At 40.4% G+C, this 17118-nt stretch carries 16 protein-coding genes; 11 read left to right on the top strand and 5 right to left on the bottom strand.

Going from position 1 to position 17118, the window contains the following annotated elements:
* Nucleotides 1-145: 145 nt before the first annotated feature.
* Together O4M77_RS07715 and O4M77_RS07710 are read right to left on the bottom strand one after the other, a co-directional pair.
* A complete protein-coding gene (locus tag O4M77_RS07715; RefSeq protein WP_159122897.1) occupies nucleotides 146-763 on the bottom strand; it encodes a thermonuclease family protein in 618 nt (205 codons plus the stop codon).
* 161 nt (nucleotides 764-924) lie between these two features.
* Nucleotides 925-1842, bottom strand: coding sequence for a LysR family transcriptional regulator (locus tag O4M77_RS07710; protein WP_125278631.1), 918 nt, complete (start codon nucleotides 1840-1842; stop codon nucleotides 925-927).
* Nucleotides 1843-1936: 94 nt separating this feature from the next.
* Between O4M77_RS07710 and O4M77_RS07705 the strand changes: the two genes are divergently transcribed.
* The 7 genes from O4M77_RS07705 (at nucleotide 1937) to O4M77_RS07675 (ending at nucleotide 8838) form a co-directional block, all read left to right on the top strand.
* Nucleotides 1937-3178, top strand: coding sequence for an acyl-CoA dehydrogenase family protein (locus O4M77_RS07705; protein ID WP_159122898.1), 1242 nt, complete (start codon nucleotides 1937-1939; stop codon nucleotides 3176-3178).
* A gap of 54 nt (nucleotides 3179-3232) precedes the next feature.
* The gene (locus O4M77_RS07700; protein WP_302700568.1) at nucleotides 3233-4354 is read left to right on the top strand and encodes a phosphotransferase family protein; all 1122 of its coding nucleotides are present in this window, start codon (nucleotides 3233-3235) and stop codon (nucleotides 4352-4354) included.
* A complete protein-coding gene (locus O4M77_RS07695; protein ID WP_166138154.1) occupies nucleotides 4351-5049 on the top strand; it encodes a histidine phosphatase family protein in 699 nt (232 codons plus the stop codon). The genes O4M77_RS07700 and O4M77_RS07695 overlap by 4 nt, the downstream gene beginning before the upstream one ends.
* Nucleotides 5050-5099: 50 nt before the next feature.
* Nucleotides 5100-5843, top strand: a complete 744-nt coding sequence (locus tag O4M77_RS07690; RefSeq protein ID WP_004785546.1) for an SDR family oxidoreductase — start codon at nucleotides 5100-5102, stop codon at nucleotides 5841-5843.
* 400 nt (nucleotides 5844-6243) lie between these two features.
* Nucleotides 6244-7302 carry a fatty acid desaturase gene (locus O4M77_RS07685; protein WP_323713282.1) on the top strand — a complete coding sequence of 353 codons (1059 nt, stop codon included), beginning with the start codon at nucleotides 6244-6246 and terminating at the stop codon, nucleotides 7300-7302.
* Between the two features lie 208 nt (nucleotides 7303-7510).
* A complete protein-coding gene (locus tag O4M77_RS07680) occupies nucleotides 7511-8221 on the top strand; it encodes an SGNH/GDSL hydrolase family protein (protein WP_323713281.1) in 711 nt (236 codons plus the stop codon).
* Between the two features lie 32 nt (nucleotides 8222-8253).
* On the top strand, nucleotides 8254-8838 hold the full coding sequence (locus tag O4M77_RS07675) for a uracil-DNA glycosylase family protein (protein WP_180011016.1): 585 nt from the start codon (nucleotides 8254-8256) through the stop codon (nucleotides 8836-8838).
* Nucleotides 8839-8898: 60 nt separating this feature from the next.
* On the opposite strand, the gene O4M77_RS07670 is transcribed toward O4M77_RS07675, so the two are convergent.
* The 3 genes from O4M77_RS07670 to O4M77_RS07660 all read right to left on the bottom strand — a co-directional run bounded on the left by O4M77_RS07670 (nucleotide 8899) and on the right by O4M77_RS07660 (nucleotide 11817).
* The gene (locus O4M77_RS07670; protein ID WP_180011014.1) at nucleotides 8899-9390 is read right to left on the bottom strand and encodes a pyridoxamine 5'-phosphate oxidase family protein; all 492 of its coding nucleotides are present in this window, start codon (nucleotides 9388-9390) and stop codon (nucleotides 8899-8901) included.
* A 172-nt stretch (nucleotides 9391-9562) separates the two neighbouring features.
* The gene (locus tag O4M77_RS07665) at nucleotides 9563-10000 is read right to left on the bottom strand and encodes a hypothetical protein (protein WP_125278624.1); all 438 of its coding nucleotides are present in this window, start codon (nucleotides 9998-10000) and stop codon (nucleotides 9563-9565) included.
* Between the two features lie 263 nt (nucleotides 10001-10263).
* Nucleotides 10264-11817 (bottom strand): phospholipase D family protein, encoded by a 1554-nt coding sequence (locus O4M77_RS07660; protein WP_323713280.1) that lies wholly within the window; start codon nucleotides 11815-11817, stop codon nucleotides 10264-10266.
* A 120-nt stretch (nucleotides 11818-11937) separates the two neighbouring features.
* Here O4M77_RS07660 and O4M77_RS07655 point away from each other — a divergent pair, with 120 nt between their 5' ends.
* The 4 genes from O4M77_RS07655 to O4M77_RS07640 all read left to right on the top strand — a co-directional run bounded on the left by O4M77_RS07655 (nucleotide 11938) and on the right by O4M77_RS07640 (nucleotide 16808).
* Nucleotides 11938-13050 carry an S-(hydroxymethyl)glutathione dehydrogenase/class III alcohol dehydrogenase gene (locus O4M77_RS07655; protein ID WP_323713279.1) on the top strand — a complete coding sequence of 371 codons (1113 nt, stop codon included), beginning with the start codon at nucleotides 11938-11940 and terminating at the stop codon, nucleotides 13048-13050.
* A gap of 208 nt (nucleotides 13051-13258) precedes the next feature.
* Entirely contained in the window at nucleotides 13259-13789 is a 531-nt protein-coding gene (locus O4M77_RS07650; protein ID WP_312087321.1) for a hypothetical protein, read from the top strand.
* 552 nt (nucleotides 13790-14341) lie between these two features.
* Nucleotides 14342-15391, top strand: coding sequence for a 3-deoxy-7-phosphoheptulonate synthase (locus tag O4M77_RS07645; RefSeq protein WP_180011009.1), 1050 nt, complete (start codon nucleotides 14342-14344; stop codon nucleotides 15389-15391).
* Nucleotides 15392-15629: 238 nt separating this feature from the next.
* Nucleotides 15630-16808, top strand: a complete 1179-nt coding sequence (locus O4M77_RS07640) for a PilT/PilU family type 4a pilus ATPase (RefSeq protein WP_323713278.1) — start codon at nucleotides 15630-15632, stop codon at nucleotides 16806-16808.
* Nucleotides 16809-17118: the final 310 nt, after the last annotated feature.

The raw sequence follows: 17118 nt of genomic DNA, 5'->3' as shown, positions 1-17118 counted from the left end.
TGCAGGTTTTTTGACACTAGCACTTATTGCAGGGGCATTCCGCTTTCTGGTGCATTTGGCCTATTAGGTATATTAAATGAACAAAGAAAAGGGATTTGTTAGTACAAATCCCTTTTTATAGGCTAAATTTTTGATTTTTAAAATATCAAGATGAGGCTTTGATCTGTTTACGATAAACACTTGGACGGACAGGGCGGCTGTTTTTCCATAACCCTTTTTTCTGCTTTTTGGCTTTATTCTGTAGTTCCATCATATAGCGTAAATGGTTTTTATCCCGGATATATTCCTCATAAACCCATGCCGCACCACGTTTCACAATCTCTTCATTGATATTCTTGCGATAACGATAGACCACACCGACACAGCGACCATAACGGTCAATATCCGTAATTTGTACCCGAATCATTTTATTTTTAACCATACTTTGAACCAGGCGTAGTGATTCCTTACCATAGGCCTGTGAAGATTCAGGTGCATCGACATAGGCAAAACGTAATTTGGTCTCAGAGCGACGGATATTAAAACGGTAGCAGGTGAGGGTGTCACCATCACTGACCGCACTTACCCGGCACCAATATTTCTTACCTTTCTTAAAGGGGCGAAATAGGTCCTTTAAATACACCGTAATTTTATGCAGCAAATAATAAGAAAAACACAGAAGTGCGAAGCCCAGCACAATTTGCCAGGTGGTGGAGAGATGTAACAAGGGCAAGATCCAAATCAGCAAAAACAGCCGCATAAACACAGCTAAAAGTTGAGCCATTTTAGATCAAAGCCACTCCGCATAGGGCTTAAAAAGCCATCAATCAGTGTTTAGTTTTGTACCGATAAAATAGCCTAAGCACTATCAAATTAGGCCAATCTCAATCCTAAAACCTGATAATAAAAATAGCCTAAGCAAGTTTAAATTATCTCATAAATAGCCTAAGCAAAGATTTTATAAATTTCATTTCTCAAAAATTGATGTCTTTTATTCTCCTGCAAATCTTTATGCCAATACATCCCCATATTAATTTTCGGCAGTTGTACAGGAACGTCAAAAATATTCAGACAGTTTGCTAACTGTAGATGAGTCAAAACATTTTTAGGAATTGTCAGCATGGCAGTCTTTTGCTGTTCCAGAATTTGCAGGGCTGTGGAATAGTGCTGACAACGTAAAAAAATCTGTCGGGAATAATGTTTTCGACTTAAATATATATCTTCAACTAAAACTCCCGTACGGCGTGAGGAAACGCCAATATGAGGTGAGGCCAGATAAATCTGTTCATTCATTTCTGTTCGTTGTGTACAGACCACGAATTCATCCTGTACCAGTCGTTCAAACTGAATTTTTTCACTAATACTTTGCTCCAGATCAATAACAAAATCGACCTGTTGAGAGGCGAGATCTGCAGCAATATTTTTACGGTCGAGTTTCATGCTACTCAGTTGAAGATCCAGGTTAATTTTTTGGAAATGTTGAACCAGTTTAGGAAAGATCATGGGTTCAATTTCGTCATGTACAGCAATTTTTAAGCTATGAATCGATTCCGGTCTGAATTGCTGATGCTGCATCGAAATATTCTGAATCGTAAAAAGTGCATTTTTAATTTCAGGATAGATCTGATCCGCAAACGGCGTAGGTTGCATCTTGCTACCAGTTCGCACAAATAAATCATCTTGTAAATGCTGTCTTAAACGTTGTAAAGCATGACTGGCCGCTGACTGGCTTATCGATAGAATTTGCGCAGCTTTAGAAATACTGTTTTGTTCGTAAATGGCAATAAAAAGTGGATAAAGATTAATATCAATACGATGAAAATTTCGTAGATCCATCACGGTTTTTGAATGAATACTATGCATACTACTATATGGAATTAAATCATTTTATTCATAATAAGTTTTGGGTTAAGGTGTTGTAAAGCGTATGAATTAGAATATTCAGAGGGATAAAGCAATGTTTGAGCTGTCAGCACGTGCACAGGATTATTTAAATAGAACAAAAAAGTTTATTACTGATGAAATTGAACCTGTCGAGGCTGATTTCTGGCATCAGGTGCATGAACTGAATCAAGGCGGTGACTGGACCAAATGGCAATGGCCGGCAGAACTTGAAACATTGAAAGATAAAGCCAAAGCGGCAGGTCTCTGGAATATGTTTTTGCCTTGTCCAGAATTAGGTCAGGGATTATCCGTTCAGGAATATGCGCATATCGCTGAACTTTCTGGGCGAAGTCTAATTGCACCTACCGTTTTTAACTGTAATGCGCCAGATAGCGGCAATATGGAAGTATTGTGGCGCTATGGTTCTGAAGAACAAAAACAGCAATGGTTAATGCCACTTCTGGAAGGGAAAATCCGTTCAGTGTTCTGTATGACTGAACCTGCAGTGGCTTCTAGTGATGCTACCAATATGCAGGCGACGGCGGTAGTTGAAGGTGATGAAATTGTTTTGAATGGTCGTAAATGGTGGTCTTCAGGTTTGGGTGATCCAAATGCCAAAATCATCATCTTTATGGCACATACACCGGATGAATCCAAAGACCGTCATCATCAGCATTCCATGGTTTTAGTTCCAGTCGATACTGCAGGCGTAAAAATCGAACGGATGCTTCCAGTCTTTGGTGATTATGATGCACCACATGGCCACGGCGAAGTCAGCTTCGATAATGTTCGTGTTCCAGTTTCGAATTTTATTGGGGGTGCAGGTCAAGGCTTTGAAATTGCCCAAGGTCGTTTAGGGCCAGGCCGTATTCACCATTGTATGCGTTGCATCGGTGCTGCTGAAAAATCATTAGAACTCATGATTGATCGGGGTATGAGCCGTACCGCATTTGGTAAAGAGATTTTAAAACTGGGTGGTAACCTGGAACGTGTCGCAGAAGCTCGCGTTGCCATTGATCAGGCTCGACTATTAACCTTGTATGCTGCCTATAAAATGGATACTTTAGGGAATATGGCAGCATTGACTGAAATTTCTGCAATTAAAGTCGTTGCGCCAAGTGTACTGGAAAAAGTTGTGGATATGGCGATTCAGATCCACGGTGGTGCGGGTGTTTCTCGTGATACACCGCTGACCGGATTCTTTGCCCAAGCCCGTGCCTTACGTCTGGCTGATGGTCCGGATGAAGTGCATAAAGGTATGATTGCCAAGCTGGAACTGGCAAAACGTGGTTATAGCACACGTCGTAAAAAATAAGCTGGCTTTATATACAGAACATTGAAACGTATTAGAAGATTTTAAGGAAAAATTATGGCGGTCATTGATGTAGGTGGATCAGTTCGTGAAGGTGAGGAACTGGATGTACAGGCCATCACAGATTGGTTAAATCAACAAGGAGTAAATGTAGAAGGTCCTTTAGAGCTTACTCAATATTCCGGTGGAGCTTCAAACTGGACTTATCGTTTGCAATATGCCAATGCCGATTTAATTTTACGTCGTCCGCCTCAAGGGACTAAAGCCAAATCTGCGCATGACATGGCACGTGAATATCATGTACAAAAAGCTTTGGCTGAACACTATCCAGTCGTACCTGAAATGGTGGCACTTTGTCAGGATGAATCAGTCATTGGCTGTGATTTTTATGTGATGAAACGCATTGAAGGTATTATTCCGCGTGCCAAGCTGCCGCCTGAATTACAACTGACTGAACCAGATATCCAGACTCTATGTATTAATGTGATTGATAAGCTGATCGAACTACACCAAGTTCCTTACACTGGTACAGAACTGGAAAAGTTAGGCAAAGGTGAAGGCTATTGCCGTCGTCAGGTAGAAGGCTGGGATGCACGTTACGAAAAAGCCAAAACATTAAATGTTCCATCTTTTAAATACGTGCGTAACTGGCTGAAAGATAATATTCCATCTGATTCTAAAACCTGTGTCATTCACAATGACTGGCGTTTTGATAATGTCATTTTGGATCCAGAAAATCCAACTGAAGTTATTGGGGTGCTGGACTGGGAAATGGCCACCCTGGGTGATCCGCTGATGGACTTGGGTTCTGCCTTGGCTTATTGGGTAGAAGATACGGACAATGCCATTTTTAAAGCAACACGTCGTCAGCCCACCAATTTAAAAGGTATGTTTACCCGTAAAGAAGTGGTGGATTACTATCTGGAGAGAACCGGTCTGCAACCGGAAAACTGGACATTCTATGAAGTGTTTGGAATCTTCCGTCTCTCGGTGATTGCTCAGCAGATCTATTATCGTTATTACCACAAACAAACCAACAATCCGGCCTTTAAGGATTTTTGGGTAGTCATTCATGCCTTGCATATTCGTGCCTTAAAACTGATTGGTCTACAAAAGCTTGAAGCCAATGACATTGCACAAAAATATATCCTGAAATTTAAAGAGTTAATGCCAAAATGACCACCATTTACTTGATCCGGCATGGACAGGCATCTTTCGGGGCAGCCAGTTATGATCAGCTTTCGCCAAATGGGGAACTACAGGCAAAATTGCTCGGTCGTTATTTTGATGAAATTCTGAAAGAAGCACCGTATGTAGTGGCTGGTTCTATGCAACGTCATCAACAGACGGCACAGTTATCTTTAGATGAATGTTTTCCTGAAAGCGAGATTTTGACCGATAGTGCCTGGAATGAGTTTAATCATCAGCAGGTTTTTGCCCGTTATGAACCGCGTTTTAATCAGCCTGAACTGCTTAAGCAGGATGTCTCAGAACATGCCAATCCACGGGATTATCTGAGCAAGATCTTTAGTGGAGCGATTGCTCGCTGGACCTGTGATGATTATCACCATGAATATGATGAATCCTGGCCAAATTTTAAAAGCCGCGTAGAAACCGGTTTGCAGAACTTATGTGATCAGCTTGTGCAAACTAAACCGCGCTATGCAATCGTGTATACCTCAGGTGGCGTCATCTCTGTGGCGGTAGGCAAAATCCTGGGTCTGAGTCCGGAGAAAACTTTCGCTTTAAACTGGGCAATTACCAATACCAGCATTACTACATTGCGTCTGGTCGGAAATGAACCCCAGCTACTCAGTTTGAATGAACATCATTTTATTAAAGCACAGCGTCCAGACCTGCTAACCTGGATTTAAAAATTATTGAAGATAAAACACCTTATAAAATAAAGGGATACGGTAAAAATATGGCTAAAACGATTTTAATTACTGGTGCAAGTTCAGGGATTGGTGCCGGTATGGCACGTGAATTTGCAAAAAAAGGGTATAACCTGGCGATTTGTGCACGTCGTCTGGAACGTCTGGAAACTTTGAAGCAGGAACTCGAGAGCCAATATGATATTAAAGTCATTGCCAAAACACTGGATGTGACCAATTATGATCAGGTTTTTGAGGTTTTCCGTGCCTTTAAAGAAGACTTTGGCACCATTGACCGAATTATTGTCAATGCCGGTGTAGGTGAAGGCCGCCGGATTGGTAAAGGTAATTTTGCAATCAATAAAGCCACTGTCGAAACCAACTTTATTTCTGCATTGGCACAATGTGAAGCTGCAGTGGAAATTTTCCGCGCACAAAACTCCGGTCATCTGGTAATGATTTCATCGATGAGCGCAATGCGTGGTATGCCAAAACACTTGACTGCTTATGGCGCAAGTAAGGCTGGGGTTGCACATCTGGCTGAAGGCATTCGTGCTGAGCTAATTGATACACCAATTAAAGTCACGACCATTTTCCCAGGCTATATTCGTACTGAAATCAATGAAGGCGCGAAAAAATTACCGTTTGAAGTGGATGAGAAAACGGGTTCACGTTTATTGGCAGAAGAAATTGAGAAAGCACCAGTCAAAGCTTATGTGCCGAAATGGCCTTGGTTGCCCCTCGGTTTGGCAATGAAAGTATTACCGCTAAAATTAGTCAATAAATTAGGTTAAAACCTCAATTTAAAAAGCTCCATTCGGGGCTTTTTTACTTTCTAGAATTAAAAAAATTAGATGAGATAAGTTTACTAATGGCTTTAAAGGTAAAAGATATGATGAATAAGGTTAGTTGAAATTCTCTAAATAGCTAAAACTTTGATGATGAATAAATTTTATTTCTATATAAAATTAAAATTCTATCAGAATAGAAATAATTAAATTTTTAAGAAGATAATTTTTAGACGATAAATTTTATAGAAAATATCTCCTTATTTTTCTGCTTTATTCTTGATCTTAAAAAAATTACTAAAACTGCCCAAAACTTGGACATACTCGCTACGAAAGTGGAAAGATAACTTCTCTTTTTTATAAATTCCTTTAATGTACAACTGTTCAGAAATTAAAGGTTGTCCATATGTCTACATCTTCGGATATGACTGACCAACAGCGAATCTCTAAGGTCAGAAATATCGTTACACAGGCCGGGGAAGAAATACGTACCCGTTATCCTATACTCAAACATCAGAATTTCATTGGTGCGAGTATTTTAGGTTTTGCCTGGACGGGGATGATTGCATGTGCATTGGCATATGGATATGGTTATCTTTCTGCGTGGTTCACCATTCCCCTAATTGCAATTTTTGCTTCACTGACACATGAATTAGAACATGACCTGATTCATTATATGTATTTCAAAAAAACACCTTGGGCACATCATTTAATGTTGGCTTTAGTGTGGCTGGCTCGTCCAAATACAATTAGCCCATGGGCTCGCCGACGCATGCATTTGCATCATCATAAATATTCAGGCACTGAATATGATCTTGAAGAACGTGGCATCAGTAATGGTATGCCATGGGGGATTCGCCGCATTCTAGTGATTAGTGACCAACTTATGTCGGTCTATTTACGTCCTTTTCAGATGTTTAAAATGATTCATCTTTTTATGGAAAAACAGCCTGAAAAAGAACGTAAAGTTGCAATGATTTCTCAGCTCTTAGGCTTCTTCCCATTAAGCTTGATTTATTATGGTCTGTGCTATTTATTTGTAGTCTTTCATGTAGGCAATGCCGTTGCACCACTCTTTGGTTATGAAATGCTTTGGTCGCAAAGTATCATCAAAGCCATGCTGCTCGTGAATTTCTTGGCAGTAATTTGGATCATTCCGAATTTTATCCGTTCTTTTAGCCTGCAATTCATTAGCTCCAATATGCATTATTATGGTGATATTGATCCACGCGATGTCATCAAGCAGACTCAGGTACTGAATCCATGGTGGATGGTGCCATTCCAGTTATTTTGCTGTAATTTCGGTTCAACTCATGCGATCCATCATTTTGTCGTCAAAGAACCCTTTTATATACGCCAGTTGACCTCAAAAACGGCGCATAAAGTCATGAAGGAAGTGGGGGTACGCTTTAATGATATCGGAACTTTCAAGCGCATGAACCGCTGGAATGATCATAAAGTTTGATATATCAGCTAAATTAAAAAATCCCGCTAAATGGCGGGATTTTTTAATCCACTCGTTAAGTAAGAATTTTATATACAAATATTAGAAAGCAGTGTACGGACAAAATTCTGAGTTATGTGAATATTCATTAAAAATGACTACTGAGGTATTACTCGTAATCCATAAATTGCAGTAAAATTAATCATATCTTTATATAAATTAGTCCATTATGTTGCTCAAAGTTGCCACTATCGCCTTAATTCCCGCGCTCGTAATTCAGGGTAACCGTGTCAAAAAAAATACGATCAAACTTCCAGAACCAGAGGGTGCACGTGAAGGCCAAACAGGAACAGGTAAAAAACTTTCATTACTGATTGTGGGTGATTCAGCAGCAGCAGGGGTCGGGGTAGATCATCAGAATGATGCCTTACTTGGCGCGATTCTGAATGAGCTAAAAAATGACTTTGAAATTGAATGGAAGTTACAGGCAAAAACGGGCGATACCACCTCAAAGGTCATTCGTACTTTAGACCAGATTGAAGCTAAATCCTATGGTGTGGTCGTGACTTCAGTCGGCGTGAATGATGTGACTAAGCTCATGCCTGCCGATGTCTGGATCAAGAAGCAGGAACAGTTTTATGGCAAAATCCAGCAAAAGTTTAATCCAAAACTGGTCATTGCAGCCGGTGTCCCTCCAATGAACATGTTCCCAGCTTTACCGAATCCTTTGGCCTGGTTATTTGGTCAATATGCCAAACACATGAACCAACAACTGGAAAAATTTGTGAACAAGCAGATCAACATGCAATGGATTGAATACGATATTGAAAAATATCGTGCCATGAATTTACAAATGGCCAAAGATGGTTTTCATCCAAGTAAGGAAGTTTATACACTTTGGGGACAAGAAGTCGCTAGCAAGATCCGTCAGGCATTCTAAAATAACTGAAATACCTGAATCTGGAACAGTTTATGTCGGATATTGAAACCCATCCATTACCGCCATTTTTACCGCCCAATGCCAAATTATTGATGTTGGGCAGTTTTCCGCCACCCGCAACGCGCTGGAAAATGAATTTTTATTATCCGAATTACCAAAATGATATGTGGCGGATATTTGGGTTAATTTTCTTTAAAAATAAAGATTACTTTTTGGACTTACCTAATAAAAAATTTCAGGAACATCTAATCCGTGAGTTTCTAACTGAAACGGGGATTGCGATTTTTGACAGTGCTTATCAGATCCGACGCCTGAAGGGAAATGCTTCCGATAAATTTCTGGAAATTGTAGTGCCAACGAATTTGCAAAATCTATTAGGGAAAATGCCGGACTGCAACCACATCATGACTACAGGCGACAAGGCCACAGATACTTTGATGCTCTCTATGCCTGAAGGTACGTTGAAACCCGGTATAGGTGAGCCAACACAGGCACATTTTCTTGGCCGTGACCTGTATCTATACCGGATGCCATCTTCATCCCGGGCTTATCCTTTGGCTCTGGATAAGAAAGCAGATAGTTACCGGATGATGTTCGAGCATGTCGGTCTAATTTGAGTTATGAAAAAATATAAATATTAAGTATATTTATGAAATAAGCTTACTTTTAGAAAGTATTTAAATATTTTCTACCTGCATATTGGGATATTCGACCCAGCGATAATCCTTAACTTTAATATCCCGAACATGATGAAAGCTGGACCAGATCAGTTTGCTACCTTTACTCCATTTTAATGTAGAGATACGAGATTCAACTTTCTCAATCTCTTCCGCTGTTGCAGGACGTAAAGAGCCAATCTCTGCATATAAACGTACACCGGGATAATGCTTAAATTTTCCCTTGAACATGGAACTTAACCAGAACAGTTTGCTGCTATTCACAGCCTGAATGCAGGCAAGTGGCTGATGCTGTAAATTTTCAGAGAAGGTGGTGGAGTAAGTATCAAAAAAGAAACCTGTACTAGACTGCTGATCCAGAAAGACAGTTCCGATCGGAGTAATACTAGGAAAGCCTTGGGGATTGACGGTTGCGATCGAACAATGCATTGCTGCACGCTGCGCATCTGCAACAACTTGACGGATATTTTGCCATTCAGAAGGGGAAATCATGATGTTTTCTCTTTATTATTTTAATCAAGCTTAATCTGTATGTCTAAAATAGGCATTGCCATAAAAATATTCAGGCAAGGGCAATTTAACCAATTAAATATATTAGGTAAATTCCCTGTAAACGAAAAAGAGCCGATATGGCTCTTTCAAATTTTAGAAATGGAAAAATGAATTAACCATCATATTCCACATAATCCCACAGGTTTAAGCGCGCTTTAATTTCTTTGCGGATATTCGGCAACATCGGGAGTAATGTCCCGTCAATCCATAAACTTAAAGCTTGTGCAGAAATCAGTTGCTGTTGTTCATCGACCAGTTGCGCGCCTTTAACCATCACCAGTGTTTCTTCAGAAGCTTCGGTTTCAACACCTTTGAATAGCACCTGTAATTCATAACCGGTATCCTGAATCAGCCATTCCAGTTCGACCTGGATATTCTGATTAGATTTAAGTACGACCTGACCTTCGACCAAGTCCGAATCAGACAGGCAGTCATGTTCAACCCGTATTTTGGCTAAAAACCATTCTTGTTGAGACAGATCCTGCAAGGTCTTAACAGGGGTGAGAATATCACTGAGTTTGAACTGACGACTTAAATCAAAAAATTGCATGGGAGTGGAAAGCGAAAATTCGCAAAATACTGGAAAAGTGTAATTTTAGAGCAATCAACGGAATAGGTAAAACCTTTGTAGGTATTGATCTGATTAATGTATAAGAAATAAGCTAAAAAATATAAGTATAAGAACCCGATTTAGAGATTTAGTCAATTTTATATTGTTCAGCTTATCACCAATAAAGATTTAAAATATCCAAAGCCAACTATCAATTAAGGAAAAATCACATTAAATGTAATTTGATTGCAATGTATCTGTCATTACATTAACCATTCTCCCGGGAATTTTGTTGCCAGATTCATCATATAACGCTGGAACTGTGTCGTTTCAGGGTCATGATTATGCTGAATGACTGAACCATTTTTTTGATGTTCCAGCCAAATGATCTCGCCCTGTTTATTTAACTTAAGTTGATAAGCTATTCTGGGTAAATACTGGTTTAAGGACTTGGTAATTTCATCTTGGAGCTGATCAGATTCAATCACCAGACCGACTTCAGTGTTTAAATATGCAGAACGTGGATCGAAGTTAAAGGAACCAATAAATACCATGCCATCCAGATCAAAGAATTTGGCATGTAGACTGGAACTGTTCTTATTTTTGGCCGGAATAATATTACCGGTCATAATTTCATACCAGGTCCGTTTTGGTCGTTCAATATAGGGTTTAAATTCCCAGAGTTCAATTCCATTTTTGAGGAGCTGTTTACGGTATTGCTGATAATAGGCATGAACCAAAGCAACATCATTTGCCTGGAAAGAATTGGTTAAAATTCTGATTTTGACACCCTGTTGGGCACGTTTACTTAAATAATCCGCACCTTCCTGAGTAGGAATGAAATAAGAAGAAACCAGTTCCAGATGATCTTTGGGCTCACCCATGAGTTCCAGCATATGGGTATAAATATAATCGCCATTCTGGGCGCTAAGACGAACCTTGGAAGGGGCATCGGCAACAAAATAGGCATTTCCCCATTTGATCGGGCGCTTTCTCAGTTGTTCATCAATCTGCTGCTCCGCAATACCGACTCGGCGTTTCAATTCATTTTTATCGACTTCATCTTCTTTAAATTCAGTTCTTAGTCGTTTTAAAAGTTGTGGATTACCCGAATCATTTAGAACTTGTCGGATATCATAGCTTAGATCATCGTTCCAGAATTTGATAAAGGTTTGATTCGCATCGTGTGCTGGCTTTCCGGCAAAGAAAATATCAACATCGCTAAACTGAAAATCCTTACTGGCATCAAAATATTCACTACTGATATTCCGACCACCTGTGACCGCTGCCGTACCATCCGCAATAATCAGTTTGTTATGCATACGCGGATTAATATATTTCATACGGAATCCGTAATCCAGGGCACGCAATTGACGGAATTTATAAGGATTAAATAGTCGGACTTCGAAATTAGGATGCTGGGCTAAGGCCAGCAACTTATCATCCAGTTGAGTCCCGTTCTGGTCATCAATCTGAACCCGAACCTTCACGCCACGGTCTGCGGCTTTTAATAATTGGGAGAGGATCATGTTGCCAATATAGTCATCTTTCCAGATGTAATATTGCAGGTCGAGATGGTATTTGGCTTGATTAATCAGATATAACCTTGCCGCCATACTCATAAAACCGTCATATAAAGGCAGATAAGCCGTTTTCCCTTCCTGAATCTGTGGCAGTTGTTCCTCTCTAATCCAGTGGGCCGATTGTACCGGAGTAATGGCTTCGTCTTTTGCTGTATTGGGAGCTAATTCACAGCCAGAAATAGTCAGACTAAAAACAAAAATACTTAAACATGTAATTGACGAGGGCTTAGTCATTGATGTTCCATTAGTTATAGGGGTTTTATTCCTCAACTAGTGATGTTAATGGTTGAATCTCTGAATAGAAAGAGGTTACTGTTAACCATCTGTAAATCAGTAATAAAAGGATCGTTTTACATGAAATCACGTGCAGCGGTTGCATTTGGCCCAGGTCAGCCATTAGAAATTGTGGAAGTAGATGTTGCTCCACCAAAAGCAGGTGAAGTACTGGTAAAAATTAGCCATACAGGCGTATGTCATACCGATGCATTTACCTTGTCTGGTGATGATCCGGAAGGCGTATTTCCAGCAATTTTAGGCCATGAAGGCGCGGGTGTGGTCGTTGAGGTAGGTGAAGGCGTGACGAGTCTGAAACCGGGTGATCATGTGATTCCACTTTACACGGCAGAATGTGGTGAATGTCTGTTCTGTAAATCGGGTAAGACCAACCTGTGTGTAGCGGTTCGTGCGACTCAGGGTAAAGGTGTAATGCCAGATGGAACTACCCGTTTTTCTTATAATGGCCAACCGATTTATCATTATATGGGCTGTTCAACGTTCTCTGAATATACAGTCGTTGCAGAAGTTTCTCTGGCGAAAATTAACCCTGAAGCTAACCATGAGCAAGTGTGTTTATTAGGCTGTGGCGTGACTACAGGTATTGGTGCAGTACATAACACTGCTAAAGTACAGGAAGGCGATAGCGTCGCTGTATTTGGCTTAGGCGGTATTGGTCTTGCAGTTGTACAAGGTGCTCGCCAGGCCAAAGCCGGCCGTATTATTGCCGTGGATACCAATCCGGATAAATTTGAACTGGCTAAACAGTTTGGTGCTACTGATTTTGTGAATCCAAAAGACTATGACAAGCCAATTCAGCAAGTGATTGTGGAAATGACCGGTTGGGGCGTAGACCACTCTTTTGAATGTATTGGTAATGTCGACGTAATGCGTTCAGCACTGGAATGTGCACACCGTGGCTGGGGTCAGTCTGTGATTATTGGCGTAGCAGGTGCAGGTAAAGAAATCTCAACTCGTCCATTCCAGCTAGTCACAGGCCGTAAATGGATGGGTACGGCATTTGGTGGTGTTAAAGGTCGTTCTCAATTACCGGGCATGGTTGAACAGGCCATGAAAGGTGAAATTCAGTTAGAACCATTTGTGACACATACGATGCCATTAGAACAGATCAATGAAGCTTTTGACCTGATGCATGAAGGTAAATCAATCCGTACAGTCATTCATTTTGACTAAGCTGTTTTAATCTAAAAAAGACCGGTACCAATCCGGTCTTTTTTATGCGGCTTTCACTTGATTCAAGATACATTAGTGCATGAAAGCCTCACAGAGAGTCACTGAAACAACACACGCCTGCTAATGTCATTACATGCCAGATGCTTATATTAAATAGGACGTATGAAAATACGTGATAAAACCATTTTAAAGAATAAGGATAAGCTCTATGTCGAATGATAATTTTGATCGTGATGTAATTAAGAATGCGCCTAAAGATGTCCGCGATGATTTAAATGCTGATCCAATTACTGGTGAACCTGGTGCTCATCCTGTGGGTACAGGTGTTGGTGCTGCAGGTGGCGCAGCGGCAGGTGCAGCGGTCGGTGCAGCAGGCGGTCCGGTCGGTGCAGCAGTAGGCGGTGTTGTTGGGGCAGTGGTCGGTGGTCTGGCAGGTAAAGGCGTAGGCGAAGCTGTGAACCCGACTGAAGAAGCAGCTTTCTGGCGAGATAATGCTGTTGAAACCCCTTATTATTCAGATGCCCGTACCACGTATAGCGATTTAGATTACGATCGTGACTATAATGCGGCCTATCGTGTCGGTTATGAAAACCGTGGGGCATATGATGCTAATACCCGTTTTGAAGACGTAGAAAGCGATCTGAAAGTAAAATGGGAGCAAGTAAAAGGCCAGTCACGTCTGAACTGGGAACAGGCAAAATTTGCAGTACGTGATGCATGGAATCGCGTAACCCGTTAATTGCAAATGCCAAAATCAAGATCTAATATGCTCTTGGTTTTAAGGAAATGGGCAAAGTCCGCTGACTTCCACGACTTTGTTCATTATTAATATCTGAAAATTGATCACTAAAAGGCTAGAATTCTAGGGCGATAAGTAAAAGTACAAATACTGATAAATATTTTTTTATATTTACTACTTGTCAAAACTGGATAGAGCGCGTATTTTAATTTCAGATTCACATTTTTATGAAAGACATAAACATGTTAAAGCAACCTATCATTTCAAACGCTTATTTTTATTTTTGGCAGTTTAGATAATTGCCTGAATGCGTTTGGGCAATGAAAAGGTTGCCCACCAGTTAATACCTGATCGGCAACCCTGATCAGGTTTTTTTATGCATGTGATTTAACAATTTTTTGGAGACAGCCATGACAAACTTTAACTATTCATACTTTAGCAACTTTTATTGGTCTTACTTTAGCCAGCTAATGACGCTTTCGACATCTTCGATTAGACCCATAACGCTCAAATAAAAGTTTGGACTGATTGCCAGTCCCAGGATTTAAAGTCATGAATATTGCACATACATCACAACAACATCAAACAGAAACCATTTTAGCTTTACCACAGCAGCTTAAGCAGCAATTGCCACTGTCTCCGCAATTGGCTGTACAAGTCGCTGAACAGCGTCAAATTATTCAAAATATTTTAGAGGGTAAAGATCACCGTTTAATGGTGATTACCGGACCATGTTCCATTCATGATGAAGCTTCCGCACTGGAATATGCAGAAAAATTAAAACAGCTTCAGGAACAGGTTTCTGATCAAATTTTCCTGGTTATGCGGGCCTATATTGAAAAACCACGTACTACTGTAGGCTGGAAAGGCTTCCTGTATGACCCAGAACTCGATGGCTCATCCAATATGCAATTGGGTCTGGAAAAATCTCGTGCACTGTACCTAAAACTGATTGGCATGAGCCTGCCGATTGCCTCAGAGATCTTAAGTCCAATGGCAACGGCGTATTTCGATGATCTATTGGCCTGGGGTGCGATTGGCGCGCGTACCAGTGAATCACAAATTCACCGTGAAATTTCCAGCCATATGCCGTACAGCATCGGTTTCAAAAATGGGACAGATGGTTCGATTCAAATTGCTCTTGATGCTATTCAGTCAGCTTCCAATCCACATCAGTTCATGGGCATGAGCCAATCGGGTCTGCCGTGTATCCTGAGCTCAAAAGGGAATCCAAAAGCACATTTGATCCTGCGTGGTTCAAATAGTGGTCCGAACTACCAGTTGTCTGAAATTGAAAAAATTAAAGCGAAACACTCAACCGATTTGCCGGCCCTGGTTATTGATTGCAGTCATGGTAATAGTTCAAAAAACCCAATGCTACAACCTGAAGTGCTGGAGCAAATCGTCGCTGAACGTTTGCACAGCAATGTGCGGGGTGTAATGCTCGAAAGTCATCTGGTCGATGGCAATCAGAAAATCTCTGAAGATATGGTTTACGGCCAGTCAGTGACTGATGGATGTCTGGGCTGGACAAAAACCGAGCAATTATTGTTAAATATGGCTGATTCACTGCGATGCGAAAGTTTAAAGCGTAGCGCTTAAACTCACGATCTTATCTTTCCTCAATTCGTTGAGGAAAGATATTATGATCGGATATGGTTGTTCAGAAGTATTTTTCTAAATGCTGAAAGCAACAATTCGATATTTTGAAAATTAAAACAATGAGTATTAAAACGATTTTAAAAAATTCATAAAAAATAAACAATAACAATAATTTATTAGAGGTCAGCCTGATACTGTTTTTAAACAGCGGATGAGTAATGATCCCGGGAAGCTTGCTATGTATACAACTGAATTACTCGATGAAGCACGTAAATTTATGCACCATATGCTGACCAAAGTCGTGGAATATGGTGGTTCCGATCTTTTTATCACAGCTGATTTCCCGCCTAGTATCAAACAGCAGGGGTTAATGAAACCGTTCGGCCAGCAGAAACTTACAGCCGATAAGACCCGTTTGTTTGCTTATGCCTTGATGAATGAGCGACAGATTCAGGAATTTGAATCGGTGATGGAATGCAATTTTAGTATTAGCATCCCGGGCGTGTCGCGCTTCCGGGTTAATGTCTTTCAGCAACAGCACAATGTAGGCATGGTGATTCGAATCATTACGACAGATATTCCCAGCTTTGAGCAACTAGGCTTACCAGCTTCATTGCAACAGGTCATTATGCAGAAACGTGGTCTGGTGCTGGTAGTTGGTGCAACGGGTGTCGGAAAATCAACTACGTTGGCAGCCATGATTGATTACCGTAATACGCATACTGAGGGGCATATTATTACGATCGAAGATCCGGTGGAATATGTCTATCAGCATAAAAAGTCGATGATTACCCAGCGGGAAATTGGTGTGGATTGTGTTTCCTGGCACAATGCACTGATTAATACCATGCGGCAGGCACCTGACGTCATCGTGATTGGTGAAATCCGCGATACAGACAGTATGGAGCATGCAATTGCCTTTGCTGAATCTGGCCATTTATGTCTTGCAACACTCCATTCTAATAATGCCGATCAGGCACTGGACCGGATTATTAACTTCTTTCCAGAAGAACGCCGTAATCAGTTACTGCTAGATTTATCAGCTAATATCAAAGCCGTGATTTCTCAGCGGCTAATTCGCACTGAAGATGGTAAAGGTCGTCGGGCTGCGGTAGAAATTCTGCAAAATACCCCTTTAGTTTCTGACCTGATTCGTAAAGGTGAATTCCATGAACTTAAAACGATTATGGCTCGTTCGCGGGAACTGGGCATGCAAACCTTTGATCAGGCATTATTTGATTTATATAACCAAGGCATTATTTCTTATGAAGAAGCCTTGCATAATGCAGACTCCAGCAATGAATTACGTTTGCAAATCAAGCTGAAGAGCAGTCGTATTAATCCTGTTTTACAGGCAGAAAATGCACAGATTTCACTTCTGGAACAGTCCGGATCGCGTGTACTTTCTCCTGATTAATCTTTTTTTAATAAACAGATTACTATTCAGCTCAATAGAACTGAGTCATAAATCTTCTTTAATGGTGGCTTTTAAGCAAGGCAGCTTTCAGCCACCTATCTAGATATTCAATTCTATCCTTACTTGCCTGACGAATTTAATTTAACCCTGTCTGCATTTATATCCTGAATATGATCTTTTTCATCGTAATATTCTTTTAAAATGCAATAGTTTTTAAAAGGCAATTTATATCTACTTAATTAATATTTTGTTGAACTTCATCACATAATATTCCAAAAATATTTTCTTTATAAATCAAATCTATTTGAGG

The organism is Acinetobacter sp. YWS30-1, from assembly GCF_033558715.1.
Taxonomy (GTDB): domain Bacteria; phylum Pseudomonadota; class Gammaproteobacteria; order Pseudomonadales; family Moraxellaceae; genus Acinetobacter.
This window is presented reverse-complemented; position numbering and strand designations above follow the sequence as displayed.

What these genes read in the sequence shown, in the direction of transcription:
- O4M77_RS07715 (WP_159122897.1), bottom strand. Translation starts at nt 763, where the DNA reads ATGGCTCAACTTTTAGCTGTGTTTATGCGGCTGTTTTTGCTGATTTGG.
- O4M77_RS07710 (WP_125278631.1), bottom strand. Translation starts at nt 1,842, where the DNA reads ATGCATAGTATTCATTCAAAAACCGTGATGGATCTACGAAATTTTCAT.
- O4M77_RS07705 (WP_159122898.1), top strand. Translation starts at nt 1,937, where the DNA reads ATGTTTGAGCTGTCAGCACGTGCACAGGATTATTTAAATAGAACAAAA.
- O4M77_RS07700 (WP_302700568.1), top strand. Translation starts at nt 3,233, where the DNA reads ATGGCGGTCATTGATGTAGGTGGATCAGTTCGTGAAGGTGAGGAACTG.
- O4M77_RS07695 (WP_166138154.1), top strand. Translation starts at nt 4,351, where the DNA reads ATGACCACCATTTACTTGATCCGGCATGGACAGGCATCTTTCGGGGCA.
- O4M77_RS07690 (WP_004785546.1), top strand. Translation starts at nt 5,100, where the DNA reads ATGGCTAAAACGATTTTAATTACTGGTGCAAGTTCAGGGATTGGTGCC.
- O4M77_RS07685 (WP_323713282.1), top strand. Translation starts at nt 6,244, where the DNA reads ATGTCTACATCTTCGGATATGACTGACCAACAGCGAATCTCTAAGGTC.
- O4M77_RS07680 (WP_323713281.1), top strand. Translation starts at nt 7,511, where the DNA reads ATGTTGCTCAAAGTTGCCACTATCGCCTTAATTCCCGCGCTCGTAATT.
- O4M77_RS07675 (WP_180011016.1), top strand. Translation starts at nt 8,254, where the DNA reads ATGTCGGATATTGAAACCCATCCATTACCGCCATTTTTACCGCCCAAT.
- O4M77_RS07670 (WP_180011014.1), bottom strand. Translation starts at nt 9,390, where the DNA reads ATGATTTCCCCTTCTGAATGGCAAAATATCCGTCAAGTTGTTGCAGAT.
- O4M77_RS07665 (WP_125278624.1), bottom strand. Translation starts at nt 10,000, where the DNA reads ATGCAATTTTTTGATTTAAGTCGTCAGTTCAAACTCAGTGATATTCTC.
- O4M77_RS07660 (WP_323713280.1), bottom strand. Translation starts at nt 11,817, where the DNA reads ATGACTAAGCCCTCGTCAATTACATGTTTAAGTATTTTTGTTTTTAGT.
- O4M77_RS07655 (WP_323713279.1), top strand. Translation starts at nt 11,938, where the DNA reads ATGAAATCACGTGCAGCGGTTGCATTTGGCCCAGGTCAGCCATTAGAA.
- O4M77_RS07650 (WP_312087321.1), top strand. Translation starts at nt 13,259, where the DNA reads ATGTCGAATGATAATTTTGATCGTGATGTAATTAAGAATGCGCCTAAA.
- O4M77_RS07645 (WP_180011009.1), top strand. Translation starts at nt 14,342, where the DNA reads ATGAATATTGCACATACATCACAACAACATCAAACAGAAACCATTTTA.
- O4M77_RS07640 (WP_323713278.1), top strand. Translation starts at nt 15,630, where the DNA reads ATGTATACAACTGAATTACTCGATGAAGCACGTAAATTTATGCACCAT.